Annotated in this window: 17 protein-coding genes; 8 read left to right on the top strand and 9 right to left on the bottom strand. The window is 66.7% G+C overall.

Going from position 1 to position 17546, the window contains the following annotated elements; genetic code table 11:
- Window positions 1-2 precede the first annotated feature (2 nt).
- From RM531_RS13595 to RM531_RS13605, 3 genes are all read right to left on the bottom strand, one after another.
- Window positions 3-965, bottom strand: coding sequence for an acyl-ACP desaturase (locus tag RM531_RS13595; protein ID WP_311659982.1), 963 nt, complete (start codon window positions 963-965; stop codon window positions 3-5).
- Window positions 966-1126: 161 nt separating this feature from the next.
- Window positions 1127-1606, bottom strand: a complete 480-nt coding sequence (gloA, locus tag RM531_RS13600; RefSeq protein ID WP_311659983.1) for a lactoylglutathione lyase — start codon at window positions 1604-1606, stop codon at window positions 1127-1129.
- Window positions 1606-2907 (bottom strand): lactate 2-monooxygenase, encoded by a 1302-nt coding sequence (locus tag RM531_RS13605; protein ID WP_311659985.1) that lies wholly within the window; start codon window positions 2905-2907, stop codon window positions 1606-1608. Before RM531_RS13605 ends, gloA begins: the two co-directional genes overlap by 1 nt.
- A gap of 176 nt (window positions 2908-3083) precedes the next feature.
- Between RM531_RS13605 and RM531_RS13610 the strand changes: the two genes are divergently transcribed.
- Window positions 3084-5471, top strand: a complete 2388-nt coding sequence (locus RM531_RS13610; protein WP_311659987.1) for a bifunctional metallophosphatase/5'-nucleotidase — start codon at window positions 3084-3086, stop codon at window positions 5469-5471.
- Between the two features lie 80 nt (window positions 5472-5551).
- Here RM531_RS13610 and RM531_RS13615 read toward each other — a convergent pair whose 3' ends face one another.
- On the bottom strand, window positions 5552-6373 hold the full coding sequence (locus RM531_RS13615; protein WP_311659989.1) for an MBL fold metallo-hydrolase: 822 nt from the start codon (window positions 6371-6373) through the stop codon (window positions 5552-5554).
- Between the two features lie 139 nt (window positions 6374-6512).
- Here RM531_RS13615 and RM531_RS13620 point away from each other — a divergent pair, with 139 nt between their 5' ends.
- The 4 genes from RM531_RS13620 to RM531_RS13635 are packed head-to-tail and all read left to right on the top strand — an operon-like array spanning window position 6513 to window position 11181.
- Window positions 6513-8339 (top strand): monovalent cation:proton antiporter-2 (CPA2) family protein, encoded by a 1827-nt coding sequence (locus RM531_RS13620; RefSeq protein ID WP_311659990.1) that lies wholly within the window; start codon window positions 6513-6515, stop codon window positions 8337-8339.
- The gene (locus RM531_RS13625) at window positions 8339-9049 is read left to right on the top strand and encodes a cupin domain-containing protein (protein WP_311659992.1); all 711 of its coding nucleotides are present in this window, start codon (window positions 8339-8341) and stop codon (window positions 9047-9049) included. The genes RM531_RS13620 and RM531_RS13625 overlap by 1 nt, the downstream gene beginning before the upstream one ends.
- Before the next feature lie 5 nt (window positions 9050-9054).
- Window positions 9055-9747, top strand: coding sequence for a glutathione S-transferase N-terminal domain-containing protein (locus tag RM531_RS13630; protein WP_311659993.1), 693 nt, complete (start codon window positions 9055-9057; stop codon window positions 9745-9747).
- A 42-nt stretch (window positions 9748-9789) separates the two neighbouring features.
- Window positions 9790-11181: a hypothetical protein gene (locus tag RM531_RS13635; protein WP_311659994.1), complete on the top strand. Its 1392-nt coding sequence runs from the start codon at window positions 9790-9792 to the stop codon at window positions 11179-11181.
- Window positions 11182-11188: 7 nt separating this feature from the next.
- Here RM531_RS13635 and queA read toward each other — a convergent pair whose 3' ends face one another.
- Window positions 11189-12202 (bottom strand): tRNA preQ1(34) S-adenosylmethionine ribosyltransferase-isomerase QueA, encoded by a 1014-nt coding sequence (gene queA, locus RM531_RS13640; protein WP_311659995.1) that lies wholly within the window; start codon window positions 12200-12202, stop codon window positions 11189-11191.
- On the opposite strand from queA, the gene RM531_RS13645 reads away from it, so the two are divergent.
- Both RM531_RS13645 and RM531_RS13650 read left to right on the top strand, forming a co-directional pair.
- Window positions 12201-13031 (top strand): glutathione S-transferase N-terminal domain-containing protein, encoded by an 831-nt coding sequence (locus tag RM531_RS13645; RefSeq protein ID WP_311659996.1) that lies wholly within the window; start codon window positions 12201-12203, stop codon window positions 13029-13031. The two genes, queA and RM531_RS13645, sit on opposite strands and share 2 nt — an antisense overlap.
- 214 nt (window positions 13032-13245) lie before the next feature.
- Window positions 13246-13668, top strand: a complete 423-nt coding sequence (locus tag RM531_RS13650; RefSeq protein ID WP_311659998.1) for a glycine zipper family protein — start codon at window positions 13246-13248, stop codon at window positions 13666-13668.
- Window positions 13669-13674: 6 nt separating this feature from the next.
- On the opposite strand, the gene RM531_RS13655 is transcribed toward RM531_RS13650, so the two are convergent.
- The 3 genes from RM531_RS13655 to RM531_RS13665 form a co-directional block, all read right to left on the bottom strand.
- The gene (locus RM531_RS13655) at window positions 13675-14142 is read right to left on the bottom strand and encodes a hypothetical protein (protein ID WP_311660000.1); all 468 of its coding nucleotides are present in this window, start codon (window positions 14140-14142) and stop codon (window positions 13675-13677) included.
- Between the two features lie 65 nt (window positions 14143-14207).
- Entirely contained in the window at window positions 14208-14852 is a 645-nt protein-coding gene (locus RM531_RS13660) for an SRPBCC family protein (protein ID WP_311660001.1), read from the bottom strand.
- Between the two features lie 6 nt (window positions 14853-14858).
- A complete protein-coding gene (locus tag RM531_RS13665) occupies window positions 14859-15230 on the bottom strand; it encodes a rhodanese-like domain-containing protein (protein ID WP_311660003.1) in 372 nt (123 codons plus the stop codon).
- Window positions 15231-15349: 119 nt separating this feature from the next.
- On the opposite strand from RM531_RS13665, the gene RM531_RS13670 reads away from it, so the two are divergent.
- Window positions 15350-17137, top strand: coding sequence for an acyl-CoA dehydrogenase (locus tag RM531_RS13670; RefSeq protein WP_311660004.1), 1788 nt, complete (start codon window positions 15350-15352; stop codon window positions 17135-17137).
- Window positions 17138-17403: 266 nt separating this feature from the next.
- Here RM531_RS13670 and RM531_RS16115 read toward each other — a convergent pair.
- Window positions 17404-17546, bottom strand: a 143-nt coding sequence (locus RM531_RS16115) for a WS/DGAT domain-containing protein (protein ID WP_349255447.1), incomplete at its 5' end; no start/stop codon positions are given.

Genomic DNA, 17546 nt, shown 5'->3' on the forward strand with positions numbered 1-17546 from the left:
GGTCAGCCCAGTTCCATCGCCCGGTGGTACACCACCTGGAAGCTGAAGGTCTTGGACTTGGTGCGCTTTTCCAGCAGTGCCGCCAGCTTGTCGAGCCGATCGGGCAATGCCATGAGTTTGTCCTGGGCTTCGCGGCCGGCACCGTCGTCGGGCTTCAGGTTGGCGATGCCCCAGGCCTCGAGGCATTCCTCCACCAGCTTGCGGTAGTCGCCGGGGCCATAGATGCCGGCGCGCCGCACCACATCCGCCATCTCGGCATAGCCGTCGATGGTGTGGCCGGGCATGGACAGCCGCGGCAGCACCTTGAGGGCGGCTTCCAGCGCCCGGGTAGAGTCGATTTCCAGCAGGCCGCGGAACACGTCGCGGTAGAAGCGGAAGTGACGCGCCTCGTCACTGGCCACGTGGGCCAGCAGGCGCTGGATCACCGGTTCGTACTGCCCGGCGATGCGGGCGGTGTTGGCGTGGGCGGCCTGGGTGGCCCGCTCCTGCAGGCTGGTGTAAGCCAGCAACTGGTACGGGTCGCCATTCCATTCCGGATCGAAGCCGGCCTCGATGTACTGGTACTGCAGCTTCTCGAACGCGCGCATGTCCAGGATGCGGGCGTCGCGCACGTAATCGTGCAGTACGCAGCCGTGGCGGTCTTCCTCCGCCGTCCAAAGGTAATTCCAGCGCGACCAGGCGTTGTCCTCGCCCAGGTAGACCGCCACCAGCCGATGGAAATGCGGCAGGCCCTCCTCGGTGAGCAGATTCAGGGCCAGGGCCACGCGCACCTCGTCGGGAATCCCGCGGGCGCGGTCGGGCAGGGCGGCCATGTCGCGGGCCTGCTCGTCGGTCATCTGTTCGCTGGCGGGCAGGAAATCACTGGGCCACCACAGGCGGCGTTCGCTGATGTGGCGCTCCATGAGCTCACCCACCAGCGGCTCGATGGCGGCCAGCGCCTCCGACTTGGCGTTGATCGAATTCATGTTGGCTGCGGACGTGGCGATGGCGGTCTCCTTCCAGTCACACCGGTTTGCAGGCCCGACCTTCCGTCAATGCCTGGTTGACGGGCTATGGGTCAGTTGGCCGAGATGTTCGAGATTACCATTACCGGCGGTCACTGTCGTGACAGTCGGTGGTAAGCGCCCTAGGCCATTCGGGAGGACGACAGAATCTCGATCCAGTAGCCGTCCGGGTCGCGGATGAAGGCGATATGGTTCATCCGTCCGTCCTCCGGCCGCTTCTGGAAGGTGACGTTGTTGGCGTCGAACCAGGCCACGGCCGCGTCCAGGTCCGGCACGTCGAATGCGATGTGGCCGTAACCCTGGGGTTCGCTGTTGCCGTCGTGATAGGCCACGTTCGGGTCGTTCTCGCTGCCCCAGTTGTGGGTCAACTCGAGCACGCCGCGCTGGGCAAAGGTCCAGCGGGCTCGTTCGGCGGCGTCTTCCGGCGGCGTTTCGCCGGGCTGCAACTTGCCCAGGAAGTAGAGGCAGAATTCGGCGCCCTCGAAGTCGGCCTGGTGCAGGAGGGTCATGCCCAGCACGTCACGGTAGAAGTTCAGCGACTTCGCCGGGTCCTTGATGCGCAGCATGGTGTGGTTGAAGGTGAAGCCGTCGGTCTCGGCCATCATGCGTCTCCTGTGTCGGGGCCGGCGATGCGGCGGCGGTCGATTTCGGCGACGCTGCGGCAACCGGCCAGGGCCATGGTGAGCTGGAAGTCGGCGTGGAAGTTGGTCAGCACCTCCCGTACGCCGGCCTCGCCCGCGAGCGCCAGACCATAACAGTAGGGCCGACCGATGCCCACGGCCGTCGCGCCCAGCGCCAGGGCCTTGAACGCGTCCGCGCCGCCGCGGATGCCGGAGTCCATGATCACGGGGATGCAGCCGTCCACGGCGGCGACGATGCCGGGTAGCTGTTCGATGGTGGCCACCGAGCCGTCCACCTGTCGCCCGCCGTGGTTGGACACGAGCAGACCGTCGACGCCGTAATCCAGTGACTTGCGGGCGTCTTCGGGGTCGAGAATGCCCTTCAGCAGGATCGGCAGCCTGGTGCGTTCGCGCAGGAAAGCGAGATCGTCCCAGGTCAGTGTCGGGCGCGAGTAGGTGGCGATGAAGCGCCGAACCGCGGCCAGGGCCTGCCCGGAGCGCAACCCATCGAGCATGCCATCCGGCCACTTGCGCAGCACCTGCATCAGCACCCGCAGGGTGTGGCGGTTGAGTGGCTGTTTCGCGTCCGGTCCGGGCAGCGGGTCGGCCAGCTGGCGCCGGAACACCGGGTCCGAGGTGTACTGGGCAATGCCCTTGCCGTGCAGGAACGGCAGGTGGGCCAGTTCGAGGTCGCGGGTGCGCCAGCCTAGAAGCGTGGTATCCAGCGTAACCACGATCGCTTCGCAGCCGCAGGCCTCGGCGCGCGACACGAAGCTCTCCACCATCTCGTCCGACTTGTTCCAGTAGAGCTGGAACCAGCGTGGCGCGTCGCCCATGGCCGCAGCGCAGTCCTCCATCGTGCGGCTGGCCTGGCTGGAAAAGATGTAGGGCATGCCGGTATCCGCCGCCGCGCGGGCCACTGCCACGTCGGCATCCGGATGCGCCATTTCCAGCACGCCGATCGGGCACAGCAGGAAGGGTGTGGGCAGCCGCCGCCCGAATAGTTCCACCGAGGTGTCCTGTTCCGCCACGTCGAACAGCATGCGCGGCTTGATCTGCCAGTGACCGAAGGCCGACAGATTGCGGGCCATTGTGTCCTCGCGGCCCGCGCCGCCGGCGATGTAGGCGTAGCCCTCCGCGCTCATGCAGCGGGCGGCCGCGGCTTCCAGATCGGCCATGCCCACCGGCACCGTCGGCCGGCGTCCGGCCAGGCCGCCCATGTAGATGGCGCGCTGGCGTTCCACCGGGCCGGTGAGGCGTGTGCTTCGCGGGTCATCAGACATTGGCTGGCCCCTCGGGCGCGGGAATGGTGCCGACATTATGCCTGCCGACACATCGGCCGCCATGGTCAGCGGACTGTCATGCCCGGGTCACGGGGCCGCCAACTTCCGGTAACCAACGGCAGGTTAGTTTCCCGTTTCGACAATTCGTCCCAAAACATCGAATCCGGGGAAGCAGCATGTTCAATTCGGGGAGCCGGGCCGCGACAGGCCTTTGCGTGATTCTGACAGCGGTACTAGCCGGCTGTGGTGGCGATGACAGTGGCACACCGGGTAACGGTGACGCCGGCGGTCAGCTGTCGGCGGCCGTGCGTACATCCGTGGTCACGACCGATGACTGCGCCAGCGGCAGTGGTATCGAGGTCGATAGCGGCATCGACGAGAACGGCAACGGCACGCTTGACGACGGCGAAGTCGACGACACGCAACTGGTCTGTGACGGCACTGCCGGCACTGACGCGCTGGTGGAAACCGAAACGGTTCCCGCCGGCGATAGGTGCCCCGATGGCGGCGTGCTGGTGCGCGCCGGTCAGGATGACGACGGGGACGGCATGCTCGGCGACAGCGAAGTCGACAGCACCGACACCGTCTGCAACGGCGAATCGGGCCGCTTCGCACTGCAGTTGCTGCATCTAGCCGATATGGACGGCGCCCCCGAAGCGCTGCAGAACGTGAACGGTTTCTCGGCGCTGGTCGATGCTTTCCGTGACGACATGCCGGCGAGCACGCTGGTGTTGTCATCGGGCGACAATTACATTCCGGGACCCCGCTACTTTGCCGCCAGCGACGACGCGCTGGTCGAGGAACTCGGGGCGCCCGGCAACGGCCGCGGCGACATCGCATTCGTGAACGCCCTGGGTGTCCGGGCCGCCGCGCTCGGCAATCATGATCTCGATGACGGCACCGAGGCCTTTGCCGGCATCATCGCCCCGGATGGCGACTACCCCGGCGCGGCTTTCCCCTATATCTCGGCCAACGTGGACTTCTCCACCGACGCGAATCTGTCGGGCCGGGTGGTCGACGACGGCCTGCTGGCCGAGGACGGCGCCGGTGCGGTGGCCGGATCGGCTGTGGTCCTGGTCAACGGCGAGCGCATCGGTATCGTGGGGGCGAGCACGCCCGCCCTGGCCAGCATCACCAGCACCGGCGGCCTGACCATCAACCCGCCGCTGGTCGACAACGACGAGCAGCTGTTCGACGATCTGGCGGCGGCCATCCAGCCGACCGTCAATGCCCTGCGCGCCAGCGGTATCGACAAGATCGTGCTGCTGGGCCACATGCAGCAGATTGCCATCGAAAAGGCGCTGGCCGTGCGACTTGAAGGCGTCGATATCATCGTGGCCGGCGGCTCCAATACCCTGCTGGCCGACGGCGACGATATTCTGCGCGACGGCGATACCGCAGCCGATACCTATCCGTTGCTGTATACCTCGCCGGCCGATGAGCCGGTCCTGGTGGTCAATGTCGATGGCGATTATCGCTATCTCGGTCGCCTGGTGGTCGAATTCGACGGCAACGGTGTGCTCGATCTGGACAGCCTGGATCCGGCGCTGAACGGCGCTTGGGCGTCGACGCAGGCAGTCGTGGACATGGTTGGCGGCACGCCCATTCCGCGGGTGGCCGAGGTCTCCGAGGCCCTTGCCGAGGTGCTGGTGGCCCGCGACGGCAACGTGCTGGGTAACACGGCGGTGTTCCTCGACGGCCGCCGCAGCGAGGTTCGCACCGAGGAAACCAACCTCGGCAATCTGACCGCGGACGCCAACCTCTGGTACGCGCAGCAGGCCGATCCGGAGGTCGATATCTCGCTGAAGAATGGCGGCGGCATCCGCTCGGCCATCGGGCAGGTGCTGGTGCAGCCCGGCAGCAACGAAGCGCCGCAGCTGCTGCCACCGGCGGCCAACGAGGCCGTGGGTAAGCCGGCGGGCGGTGTGTCCCAGTTCGATGTGGAAGGCTCGCTGCGATTCAACAACAGCCTGACTCTGCTCACCGTGACCGCTGACGAGCTGCTGGACATCATGGAACACGGCGTATCGGCGACGGCGCCCGGCGCCACGCCGGGGCAGTTCCCACAGATCGGCGGCATGCGCATCGCCTTCGATCCGAACGCCACCGCCCGGCAGGGTGGCGATACCAACGGCGGTGCCGCGGTAATGGGCGAGCGTATCCGCACGCTTGAGATCATCGACGAAAACGGTGCGGTGCTGGAGACGGTGGTAGCCAACGGCATTCTCCAGGTGGACCCCAACCGCAGCTTCCGCATGGTGACCCTGAACTTCACCGTCAGCTGTGTGGCTGGTACCGACAACATGGCCTCCGATGCCTGCGGCGACGGCTATCCGTTCAAGAATCTGACCGCACCCGACCGGGCCGATCTGCCGCTGGCGGCTGATTTCGATCCGGCCTTCGATCCGGGCAATGCCGACTTCGCCGGGATCGGCACCGAGCAGGACGCGTTCGCCGAGTATCTGTTCAACTTCCATCCGGATGCGGCCATGGCCTTCGATCAGGCCGAGACCGATCCGGCCGCCGACATGCGCATCGAGAATCTGGGCGCCAGCGCGCCCTGATCGATTCGTCCGGCGGATTAATTACCCGGCGGCGGTCGTCTGACCGTCGCCGGGTTTTTCATGACGGGGTGGATGGGCGTTCAGCCCGACAGCTGCACCAGGTCCAGCGGATCATGGGCGCAGAACACGCGCACCCCGGCGTTTTCATCCAGCGCCAGGCCGCGCAGCCGCTCGATATTGTCCCGGCAACGGGGGCGATCCTCGCAGACCATCCGCTGAAAGGCGCGCAATGCCACGGGGCAGCTGGCGTGATCGGCCATCTGGCCGTGATTGAAGAAGGCATCGCCGGCATGCAGTAGCCAGCCGTCGTCGCCCTGTACCGCGATGCCGGCGTGCCCGCGGGTGTGCCCGGCCAGAGGGATCATCAGGATCTCGGGTGGTAGACCCGGCAGATCCCGCACAGCCGCAAATCCCTGCCATGGTTCGCCATCGGGCTGATGCAGCGCCCAATCCGGTGCGTGCGCCCACTGCGCATCCCGGTAGCGGGTTTTCTCCAGCAGGCTGCGGCTGGCCAGCGTGGCTTCGTACTCGTCGGCCAGCACGTGCACGCGGGCCCCGGGGAAATCGGCAATACCGCCGGCGTGGTCGATGTCCAGATGGGTCAGCAGAATGTGGCGCACGTCGTCGGGATCGAGGCCGAGTTCGCGGATCTGCTCGCGGGCGGTTTCCACCCGGGCCAGCGCGGGTCCGGTCATGGCCATGAAGGCACGGCCTAGCCGCTTGCCCGGTTGGTCGATGTCGGCCAGCCCGAAGCCGCTTTCAACCAGTACCAGGCCGGCCTCGGTCTCCACCAGCAGGACGTGGCACACCAGTGGCGCCATGGCCGCCGGCGCACCGGGGCTGCGAAACAGGCCGCCGAGCGGTGGCTGCATGGAGCCACAATTCAGGTGATGAATCTTCATGACGGCATCATCGTCATCGCAACGGTTTTGCGCAAGCGTGGTATCACGGTTGACGTAATATGCCAGTGACGGCGCAATCGGCTGGCAAGCGCGATGCGCGGACGCGACTTGGTGGCGAGGTGCGTGGTGGAATATCGACATGAGTGAATGGCTGCAGCCGATTGCGATCTTTCTGACCGCCGCGGTGGTCGCAGTGCCTCTGGCGCAGCGGCTGAAGCTGGGGTCGATCCTCGGCTATCTGATCGCCGGGGCCGTGATCGGCCCCTGGGGGTTGGGGGCGATTGCGGAAGTCGAAGACGTGCTGCACATCGCCGAGTTCGGCGTGGTACTGCTGCTGTTCGTGATCGGCCTGGAAATGCAGCCGCGACGGCTGTGGGCGCTGCGCAAGACAATTGTCGGGCTGGGCGGCATGCAGGTGCTGGTCAGCGGCGTGCTGCTGGGCGCGGCGGCGCTGCTGCTGGGGTTGCCCCCGTCGGCGGCGGTGGTGGCCGGGGCGGCGCTGGCGTTGTCCTCTACCGCGTTCGGGTTACAGCTGCTGGCCGAGCGCGGCGAACTCACGGCCCGCCACGGGCGGTCGGCTTTCGGCATCCTGCTGTTCCAGGACCTCGCGGTGATTCCCATCCTGGCACTGCTGCCGTTGCTGGCAGTTGGCGGCGAGGCGATGAGTCTGGGCGGGGCGCTGCTGGATACGGCGAAAGTGGCGGCAGTGCTCACCGCCATGGTGATCGGCGGTCACTATCTGCTGCGGCCGATCTTTCGCATCGTGGCGGCCACGCGCATGCCGGAGATATTTACCGCCTGGGCACTTCTGGTGGTGATCGGCACTGCGGTGATCATGGAGCAGGTGGATGTTTCCGTGGCGCTGGGCGCGTTCGTGGCGGGGGTGCTCCTGGCGGACTCGGAATATCGCCCGGAGCTGGAAACCAACATCGATCCGTTCAAGGACCTGCTCCTGGGGCTGTTCTTCATCGCCGTGGGCATGTCGCTGAATCTGGGCCTGTTGCTGTCGGAGCCCCTGCGGCTGGTGCTGATGACGCTGGCGCTGCTGACCATCAAGGGTCTGGTGCTCTACATCCTGGGCCGGCGTCACGGGCTCGATCCGCCGGCCGCCCGGAATCTGGCCGCGGTCCTGCCGCAGGGTGGTGAATTCGCGTTCGTGATTCTGGCCGCCGCGGTGGCCGCTGGTGTGTTCGAGCAGGCCGACAGCGATGTCGTCGTTGCCGTGGTCACGCTGTCGATGGCGGCAACGCCGCTGCTCGCCGGCGGCGCGGGCTGGCTGAACCGGCGTCTGAAACCGGCCGGCGGCGACTCACGCTCATTCGATACGCCGGACGAATACGAGCATCCGGTGATCATCGCCGGCTTCGGGCGTGTGGCGCAGATCGTCGCCCGCCTGCTCACGGCCAAAGGCGTGTCGTTCACCGCCCTGGAAATCAATCCGGACACGGTCGATTTCGTGCGCCGTTTCGGCGACAAGATCTACTACGGCGACGCCTCTCGCATCGATCTGCTGCGCCATGCCGGCGCCGAGGAGGCCCGCGTATTCGTGCTGGCCATCGGGGACCCGGAGGCTTCGGTGCGCACGGCCGGCGTGGTACGCCAGCACTTCCCGCATCTGAAGATCATCGCCGCCGCGCGAAATCGCCAGCATGTATTCGCGCTGAAGAAGCTCGGCGTGTCCGTCATCCTGCGGGAGAAGTTCCTGTCCTCGCTGGAAATGGGCGGCGAGACGCTCCAGGCGCTGGGCGCAAGCCGCAGCGAGGCGGTGCGCGCCACCAGTCTGTTCCGGCAGTATGACGAGGAGCTGCTCGACGAGCAGGCGGCCGCATCCGAGGATACGGCCAAGCTCGTTCAGATGCGGGAGGAGGCGATGGCCGAACTGGAAGAACTGTTCGAGCGGGATGCGGGTTCCGCCGAGGGAACCGGGTCGGAATCGGGACAATCACAATCGTCACGGAACGAATGATGACGAATGCGAACGCCACCGCCGCGCCGCTGCGCGGCGACATGAGCCGTCGGGAAGTCGTGGATACTCGGGACCTGGCATGGACCGAAGCCCCCGGCGGGCAGGTCTGGCGCAAGCGGCTGCACCGGGTGGGGCCGGCCGAGGCCGGGGAGGTGACGTCGCTGGTGCGGTACGTGCCGGGGGCCTCGTTTCATTCCCATCCGCATCCGGATGGCGAGGAGATTTTCGTGATCGAGGGCCATTTCTGTGACCAGCAGGCGGTGTCCGGGCCGGGCACTTTTCTGCTGCACCCGGAAGGGTTCGAGCATGCGCCCTGGTCCGAGGACGGCTGCCTGCTGTTGGTCAAGCTTCGCCAGTACAGCGGTGAGGGGCGCACCTATGTCACCCGGGATACCGAGGCCATGGGCTGGGCTGACAGCGATACGCCCGGCGTGATGGTGAAACCATTGTATGCCGATGCCCGCTTTCCCGATGAAACCCGGCTGGAGCGCTGGGCTGCCGGCACCGAGCTGCCGGCGCGGGTGTTCCCGGACGGGGCGGAGCTGTTCGTGCTGGAAGGCGGGTTCGGCGACGAGCAGGGCAAATACGGGCTGCACACCTGGCTGCGCCTGCCGCCCGGCAGCAGTCATCGGCCGGTGAGTCCGCAGGGCTGTCTGGTCTACATCAAGACCGGCGGCGTGGCGCAGCTGCAGCACGATCCGGGGCGCTGACCGCGATGATCGACCTCTACTCCTGGGTCACACCCAACGGTTACAAGGTGCACATCCTGCTGGAGGAGCTGGCGCTGGATTACGCGGCTCATGCGGTGAACATTCAGCAGGGTGAACAGTTCGAACCCGAATTCCTGAGTATCTCGCCCAACAACCGCATTCCCGCGATCGTGGATCATGACGGGCCGGACGGTCGGCCGGTGTCGGTGTTCGAGTCCGGCGCGATCATGCTGTATCTGGCCGAGAAGACCGGCCGTTTCCTGCCCGCCGATCCGCGGGACCGGGTGGCGATGCAGGAATGGCTGATGTTCCAGATGGGTAACGTGGGCCCGATGTTCGGCCAAGTCGGCCACTTCACCCAGTACGCGCCCCGCCGGATTGATTACGCCGTGGATCGCTACACCCGCGAAATGCATCGGCTGTTCCGTGTGATGGATCGCCGTCTGGGCGAGGTGGAGTATCTGGCCGGGGATTACGGGCTGGCCGACATGGCCACGTTTCCCTGGGTGCGCTCGGCCCGCCGCTTTGGCGCCGAGCTGTGCGACTATCCGGATCTGAACCGTTGGTACCAGGCTATCCGGGCACGACCCGCGGTGGACCGTGGCCTCGCCGTGCTGGCGGAATACAAGAATGCGACGCCGCTCAGCGAGGAGGCGAAGGAGCAGCTGTTCGGCGACACGCAGTATCAGCGACGCTGACCCCGGCGGTCCGCCGCCGGCTTCGATAACGACAAGGGGGAGATGATGGACAACGACCAAGCGGTGGAACTGCCCGGCTGGCGCTGGGGGCCGTTCACCTTCCGGCTGCCCTTCTACCACACCAAGCTGTACTGGCCGGAGTTTCTCCAGGGCGTGGCCCTGGCCTCGGCCACCGGGCTGGCATTGGTGCCGATCATGACCGGCCATTTCGGGCTGACTTTCGAGCAGGCCGTGGCGATGTCGCTGGTGCACATGTTCCTGATCGCGATCGCGCCGATTGCCTTCGGCGAACCCTATGCCCCCGGCTGGGTGACGCCGGCGCTGCCGCTGGTCCTGACCTTCGTTCTCGGGGGGTATGACACGCCGGTGGAACGCTTCCAGGCCATGACCGCGCTCACGCTCGTGTTGACCGCAATGCTGGCGGTCCTGGGCATCACCGGGCTGGGTAAACGGTTCATGGAATGGCTGCCCAATGCGCTGAAGGCGGCGATCATCCTGGGTGCTGCCATCGCCGCCTTCAAGCGGGTATTCGTGGACGATGTCGACGACTACCTGCTGGCCCAACCCATCAGCATCACCCTGGCCTGTGCGGTGTGCCTGATCTTCATGTTTTCCATTCCGTTCCGGTCGCTGAAACTGCGCTCGCCGATGCTCACCCGGCTGGCCAGTCTCGGCCTGCTGCCGGGCTTTCTGGTGGCAGCCGCGGTCGGACCGCTGGTGGGCGAGGTCAGCTACGACATCCAGTGGGGGATTCTACTGCCGCCGGTGAATGAGGCGTTCGCCAAGGCCTCGCCGTTCGTCATCGGCTGGCCCAGTTGGGACATGTTCGTGGCCGCTGTGCCGCTGTCACTGATCACCTACATCCTGCTGTTCGGCGATCTGGTCACCGGCAACGAGATCATCCACCAGGCCGAGGATGACCGGCGTGATGATCCGATCAACATCGACACCAGCCGCACCCATCTGTCGCTGGGCATCCGCAACGGACTGATGGGCATTCTCGCGCCGTTCTTCCCCACCCAGGGCAGTCTCTGGACCGGGGTGCAGGTGATCATCGTGCAGCGCTGGCGCGAAGGCCGGGCGGGCATGAACTCGCTGTATAGCGGTACCGCGTCCTACTACTTCATGGGCCTGCCGTTCATCTTCTTCCTGTTGCCGCTGCTGACCGGCCTGCAACCGCTGCTGGGCATCGCCCTGTGCCTGACGCTGCTGCTCACCGGCTTTGCCTGCGCCTACGTGGCGATGGCCATGTGCACGCATCCCACCGAACGCGGCGTGGTGCTGCTCACCGCCGTGGCCATCGCCGTGTTCCCGGCCTGGATTGCGCTGCTGCTGGGGCTGGTGGCAACGCTGGTACTGATCGGCGGCAGCGATGCCGAGGCGATGGAGGAAAAGGTGGCGGCGGAAGAGGCGAAGCTGCGCCAGAAGGCCTGACCCGGCGTCAGTCGATCCACATGGCATCGCCGTAGGACAGGAAACGGTAATCGTTGGCGACCGCATGCCGGTAGGCGTCGAGTACCGACTGGCGCCCGGCAAACGCGCAGACCAGCATCAGCAGGGTGGATTCCGGCTCGTGAAAGTTGGTGAGCAGGGCGTCCACCACCCGAAACCGGTAACCCGGCTTGATGAACAGCCGGGTTTCGTCGGCGAACGGCGTCAGTTCGCCGTCGGCTGCCGCGGCCTCCAGGCTGCGGACCACGGTGGTGCCCACTGCCACGACCCGGCCGCCGGCGCGTCGGGTGGCGTTGATGCGCTCGACCAGATCGACGCCGATGATGACCCGTTCGGCATGGAGCTGGTGCCGTGACAGGTCCTGGGTGCGCACTCGCTGATAGGTGCCGGCGCCCACGTGCAGGGTGAGGTAGTCGATACCGACACCGCGGGCCCGCATCGCGTCGAGCAGGGCGTCGTCGAAATGGAGCCCGGCGGTGGGTGCGGCCACGGCGCCGGGCTCTCGTGCCCAGACGGTTTGATAGCGCTCGCGGTCGGTGTGTTCGTCCGGCCGGCGAATATAGGGAGGCAAGGGGATATGGCCGTGCTCGGCCAGCAGCGCCTCTAGCTCGCCGGTTGTCAGCTGCAGCAGGAACAGTTCGTCGTCGCGGCCGCCTACCGTGAGCCGGAACTCGCCCACGATCAGTTCGGTGCCCGGCTTTGGCGTCTTGCTGGCCCGGATCTTGGCCGAAAAGCGCTGATTGCCCAGCACCCGCTCCACGAATATCTCCACCGCCCCGCCGCTGGCCTTGCGGCCATGCAGCCGGGCCGGAATCACCCGTGTGTCGTTGAGCACCAGCAGATCGCCCGGCGCCAGCAGCGTCGGCAAATCGGTAATGTGCCGGTCGGTGCAGCGACCCGTGGCCCGCTCAAGATGTAGCAGGCGGCTGTCGCCTCGCCGCGCCGGCGGTCGCTGGGCGATGCAGGTGTCGGGCAGGTCGTAATGAAAGTCGGAACGGCGCATGGCGGCGCATGGTAGCGCCAATCAACCCGGCCAGGCAGTAGAATGGCTGCCGTTTTTCACCGGAGCGATTGTCGCGATGCTCAACACGCTTTCTTCGACCCTTGCCAGCACGGCTCGTGCCTGGCGTGGCTCGCTTGCCTTCAAGCCGGCCTCGCGCCAGCCAGAGAAACTTCTTGAGCTCTACGAATTCGAGGGCTGCCCGTTCTGTCGGTTAGTGCGCGAAACGATCACCGAACTGGACCTGGACGTGTTGATCAAGCCCTGCCCGAAGGGCGGTACCCGGTTCCGGCCGGAGGCCGAGCGGCTCGGCGGCAAGGCGCAGTTCCCGTACCTGGTGGACCCGAACACCGGCCGTCAGCTCTACGAATCCAGCGACATCATCGACTATCTGTATGCCGAGTACGCCGGTCGCCCGGCGCCGGCGCGGCCGCTGGGTGGTGCAGTCGCGGTGATGGGGTCGAATGCGGCCACCCTGTTGCGGGGTTTGCGCGGTATGCGGCGCCGGCCGGCACGAGTGCCGGATCAGCCCCTGGCGTTGTACAGCTTCGAGTCCAGTCCGTTCTCGCGGCCGGTGCGCGAGCTGCTGTGTGAAATGGAAATTCCCTACATCCTGCGCAGTTTCGGCAAGGCGGTGCCGCAGGAAATCGGCCCGCCCTGGGTGCGCACGCGCTTCTTCCCGGACATGCCGGTTTGCGGCCGCAACCGCCGGGCCATGCATGAGCAGACCGGCCGGTTGCAGGTACCGTACCTGGTGGATCCCAACAACCGGCAAGCGCTGTATGAGTCCGACGCGATCATGTCCTATCTGAAGACGACCTACGCTGCCTGAACCGCGGAAACGCCCCATGGGATTTCCGCGAATGCTGTCGCATTCTCGCAATGACGGTTTCGGGGATCGGCATCATCCCTCGTCATTGCGAGCGGCCGCAGACCGCGCGGCAGTCTCTTCGGTGCGATATCACTTGCGGTTGTGTTGCCACCTGCCGTGGAAGCGGCGGATAGTGCTCATTGAATTCAGTGGCAGAAGCAAGGTCCAATAAGTCATGAACGCCCGGCTTTTCACATCGGTCCGTCTGTCCGTTCTGACCCTGGCACTACTTGCCGTGTCCGCTTGCGCCAATCAGCGGCCGGTGATCTATCCCGAGGGCGGCCGCAGCACCTCGGCCGGTTCGCAGCGGGCCGTTGACCAGTGCATGGCCATGGCCGAGGCCAACGGCCTGGATTACAGCGACGGCGACGTGGCTGGTCGCACGGTCCGGGGTGGCGTGATCGGCGGTGCCGGAGGCGCAGCAGTTGGCGCGGTATTCGGCGATGTCGGCCGCGGCGCCGGTGCCGGGGCGGCGCACGGGGCTGCCACCGGGCTGTTCAGCGGCCTGTTCGCCCGTGGCACACCGGACCCGGTTTATCGCAACTTCGTCAATCGCTGCCTGCGCGACCGCGGTTACGATCCGATTGGCTGGCGCTGAGCCCGTTTACTGTGGTGTTGACAGGTCGTCCAGCGGCTGCGGGTCGTCCACGTAATCGCTGAACGACAGCGCCTGGTCGTTGATGTCGTCGGGGTCCACCTGTACTAGGAAATCCCCGAACCGCGTGCCCTGATCCTCGCGGCGGCCGTCGCCGTCGAGATCGCCCACGGCGAAGGCCGTATCTGCCGGGGTCGCGGGCATGGCGGACGGCGGCTCGGGCGCCAGCAGAGCGCCCACCAGCGGAATCCCGCCCAGCAGATCGCCGATGCCGGAGCCTCCGGCCGACGCGGGATTTGCGAGCGGGGTTGCCGTCATGCCGGCACCCAGCAGCGGCTGACCGGCCAGCGCCACGCGTAGCGGCGTGTCGGCATCGGCGAGCTGGATATCCACCAGCGGTGACTCGTTCTGGGCGTGGGCCGTTCCCAGGGTCGGGAGCAGAATGGCGGCGGTCAGCAGCGTGTATTTGATGGACATGGCGGGAACCGGATCGGGCGTTATCCCCACTTTACCCCCGCTGCCGTGATTGGCAAGCAGCCCGGTTACCGGCGTCGGCGGAAAAGCCGTGCCGGCAGCCCCAGTGCATTGCGAACCGCGCCCATCAGGCGGGCCCCGGCGTAGGGCAGCAGCCGTCGGGGCGGGGGTTGTGCGCGTCCGGATGCCCGCTGCGCGGGTGGTGCCGACGCGGCCGGGGCGCCGGTGCTGGCCGATGCGGGCAGGGAGTGGCGCCAGCGCGGATGACCGGCTTCCAGCGAGCGTTTCCACAACAATAGTGCGGTGCCATAGACCGCGGTCAGCGCCACACTGGCGCTACGCTCGATCAGCCCGGCGCCGATCGGGGACCGGGCGCGGAAACGTGATACCCACTGGATTTCGGTGCCGCCGGCCACTTCCCGCAGCCGCAGCTCGGCGCCCAGATGGTGGATCGGAAAGGGCACGCGGATCATGCGCCAGGCCAGCCGGTGTGGCGGATCGAATTCGGTGATGCGCTCCACCAGGGTGCCGAACGTTAGCGCGATCTCGCGTTCGGCGCCGGTGCCCTGGCGTTCGGTGGTCCCTTCACGCAGCAGGCGGGCCCGGCGCACGCCCGGCAGCCGGGCGTAATTGTCCAGATTCGCCACGTGATCGAACACGGCCTGCACGGGGGCGGCTATCTGCCGCCGGATGCGGATGACGCGAAAGGGCATCAGGGGCTAGGTTCCGTCGGTCGGCAGCAACTCGCGCAACGCCCGCCAGCCGCCATCCACCGATACGACCCGGGCGTAGCCCATGGTGCGCAGGGCGTCCGCGGCCAGGGCCGAGCGGTACCCGCCGCCGCAATACAGATACAACGGCTGCTGCGGGTCGGGATGCCGCGCTTCGATGTCGCGCTCGATCACGCCCTTGCCCAGGTGTTCTGCGCCGGTGACATGGCCGGCCGCGTACTCGGATTCCTCGCGCACGTCGATCAGTGCGGCATCGGGTTCGCGGGCCAGTGCGTCGGCCAGGTCGGCGGCGTCGATTTCCGCCACGCGGGCGCGGGCCTGCGCCACCAGCGCCAGAAAACCGGGCGAATGGTCACTCATCGGCGGCGTCGGGGAGGGACGTTCTCATCGCGTAAGTGTGCCTCGAAAGCCCGGGCCAATACGAGCATCCCGAGCCCCGGGTTGGCTACACTTGCGCCCTGTTTCAGAATCCTGCCGCCATGAGCCACCTGATCAACCGCCGCGACCTGGATTTCCTGCTGCACGAGTGGCTGGACGTGGCCGCCCTGTGCCAGCGCCCGCGCTTCGCCGGCCACGACCGGGAAACCTTCGATGCCGTGGTGGAGGCCGCGCACACGCTGGCGGCGGATCAGTTCGCCGCCCACGCCGCGAAACTGGATGCCAACGAGCCCACCTTCGACGGCGAACGGGTGCATATCATCCCGGAAGTGAAGACGGCGCTGGATGCCTACGTGGACGGCGGCTTCATGGGCACGGCGTTCGACGAGGCCGACGGCGGCCTGCAACTGCCCTACACCATCAGCCAGTCGGTGGCCGCACTATTCACCGCCGCCAACATCGGTACCGCCGGGTATCCGTTCCTGACCGGCGCGGCGGCGAATCTGCTGCGGGTGGTAGGCTCGCCCGAGCAGCAGCGGCGCTACATGCACCCGATGATTGCCGGTCGCTTCTTCGGCACCATGTGCCTGTCCGAGCCGCAGGCCGGGTCTTCGCTGGGTGACATCCGCACCCGGGCGGTTCCCAACGAGGACGGCACCTATCGTCTGCGCGGCAACAAGATGTGGATTTCCGGCGGCGAGCACGACCTGTCCGAGAACATCGTGCATCTGGTGCTGGCCCGCATCGAAGGGGCGCCGGCCGGCACCCGGGGCATTTCCCTGTTCATCGTGCCGAAATACCGGGTGAACGACGACGGCAGCCTGGGTGCACGAAACGGCGTACGGCTGGCCGGGCTCAATCACAAGATGGGCTACCGGGGCACGGTCAACACGGTGCTGAATTTCGGTGATGACGACGATTGCATCGGCGAGATCGTCGGCGAACCCAATACCGGTCTGGCCGGCATGTTCCACATGATGAACGAGGCTCGCATCAGTGTCGGCATGGGGGCGTCGGTGCTGGGTTACTCCGGCTATCTGCACGCGCTGGATTACGCGCGCGAACGCCCGCAGGGCCGCCATCCCGGCAGCAAGCCGACCGATGCGCCGGTGCCGATCATCGAACACGCCGACGTCCGCCGCATGCTGCTGGCCCAGAAGGCCTACGTCGAGGGTGGCCTTGCCCTGTGCCTGTACTGCGCCACGCTGGTGGACCAGCAGGAGACCACCGAGGACGAAACCGAACGCAACCGCCTCGGGCTGTTGCTCGACATTCTCACGCCCATCGCGAAGGCCTGGCCTTCCGAGTACGGGCTGGAAGCCAACAAGCTCGCCATTCAGGTGCTGGGCGGCTACGGCTATACCCGCGAATACCCGGTGGAGCGGCTGTATCGCGACAACCGCCTCAACCCCATCCACGAGGGCACCAACGGCATTCAGGCGCTGGACCTGCTCGGCCGGAAGGTCACCATGCGCGACGGGGCGGCTCTGTCGCTGCTGCTGCGCGAGATCGGTGCAACCGCCGAGGATGCGGCCGAGTTTGACGAACTGCATGAATATGCCCGGGCACTGGCCGAAGCCATCGACACCGTGGCCGACACCACCCAGGCGCTGCGCCAGCAGGCCACGGACGCCGAAAGCTATCTCGCCAACGCCAACGAGTACCTGGAAATGCTGGGCCACGTGGTCATCGCCTGGACCTGGCTGCGCCAGGCCCTGGTCGCCGTCCGGGCCATGCCCTCCGGCGACGAGGAGCGCGATTTCTACCGGGGCAAGCTGCAGGCCACCCGCTACTTCTTTCGCTGGGAACTGCCCACCATTGATCACCGCGCCCACCTGCTGGCGGCGGTGGACGATACCTGTCTGGGGATGCGGCCGGAATGGTTCTAGCGCAGAACTCTAACCGGGAGTCGGTTGCGGCAAGGGCGTTTGTAATGAAATCCTCTCGTCCCTTGGGGAGAGAGTTAGAGAGAGGGGATTCACCAACCGCCCTCTCCCTGGTCCTCTCCCGCAAGCGGGAGCGGGGGCGGGCGATTCGCGCAAACGGAGCAATCCCGGTGTCCCCCGCGCCATGCGCGGCGGGCTGAAGCCCGCCCTACGAGAGCATGTACCCAGCCTGACGCGAGGCCGTTATCGAAGCCGAACCGCGTCGCCCATCACGCCGCTCCGACTTCCGCCTCCGTCCCACGCACCGCCGCATCCAGCTCATCCAGCGCCTCGCCGGTATACACCGCAATCCGCTGCATGTGCGGCAGGCTGTCGCGGCAGCCGGTAAAACCCAGATTCGACTTGCCGTCGG

It is taken from the genome of Spectribacter acetivorans (genome assembly GCF_031846305.1).
Taxonomy (GTDB): Bacteria; Pseudomonadota; Gammaproteobacteria; order Nevskiales; family Salinisphaeraceae; genus Spectribacter; species Spectribacter acetivorans.

Coding starts and splice junctions, on each gene's coding strand:
- RM531_RS13650 (WP_311659998.1), top strand. CDS start 13,246: ATGAACGCCCGGCTTTTCACATCGGTCCGTCTGTCCGTTCTGACCCTG.
- RM531_RS13610 (WP_311659987.1), top strand. CDS start 3,084: ATGTTCAATTCGGGGAGCCGGGCCGCGACAGGCCTTTGCGTGATTCTG.
- RM531_RS13625 (WP_311659992.1), top strand. CDS start 8,339: ATGACGAATGCGAACGCCACCGCCGCGCCGCTGCGCGGCGACATGAGC.
- RM531_RS13635 (WP_311659994.1), top strand. CDS start 9,790: ATGATGGACAACGACCAAGCGGTGGAACTGCCCGGCTGGCGCTGGGGG.
- RM531_RS13645 (WP_311659996.1), top strand. CDS start 12,201: ATGGCGGCGCATGGTAGCGCCAATCAACCCGGCCAGGCAGTAGAATGG.
- queA (WP_311659995.1), bottom strand. CDS start 12,202: ATGCGCCGTTCCGACTTTCATTACGACCTGCCCGACACCTGCATCGCC.
- RM531_RS13670 (WP_311660004.1), top strand. CDS start 15,350: ATGAGCCACCTGATCAACCGCCGCGACCTGGATTTCCTGCTGCACGAG.
- RM531_RS13660 (WP_311660001.1), bottom strand. CDS start 14,852: ATGCCCTTTCGCGTCATCCGCATCCGGCGGCAGATAGCCGCCCCCGTG.
- RM531_RS13595 (WP_311659982.1), bottom strand. CDS start 965: ATGAATTCGATCAACGCCAAGTCGGAGGCGCTGGCCGCCATCGAGCCG.
- gloA (WP_311659983.1), bottom strand. CDS start 1,606: ATGGCCGAGACCGACGGCTTCACCTTCAACCACACCATGCTGCGCATC.
- RM531_RS13655 (WP_311660000.1), bottom strand. CDS start 14,142: ATGTCCATCAAATACACGCTGCTGACCGCCGCCATTCTGCTCCCGACC.
- RM531_RS13620 (WP_311659990.1), top strand. CDS start 6,513: ATGAGTGAATGGCTGCAGCCGATTGCGATCTTTCTGACCGCCGCGGTG.
- RM531_RS13630 (WP_311659993.1), top strand. CDS start 9,055: ATGATCGACCTCTACTCCTGGGTCACACCCAACGGTTACAAGGTGCAC.
- RM531_RS13605 (WP_311659985.1), bottom strand. CDS start 2,907: ATGTCTGATGACCCGCGAAGCACACGCCTCACCGGCCCGGTGGAACGC.
- RM531_RS13615 (WP_311659989.1), bottom strand. CDS start 6,373: ATGAAGATTCATCACCTGAATTGTGGCTCCATGCAGCCACCGCTCGGC.
- RM531_RS13665 (WP_311660003.1), bottom strand. CDS start 15,230: ATGAGTGACCATTCGCCCGGTTTTCTGGCGCTGGTGGCGCAGGCCCGC.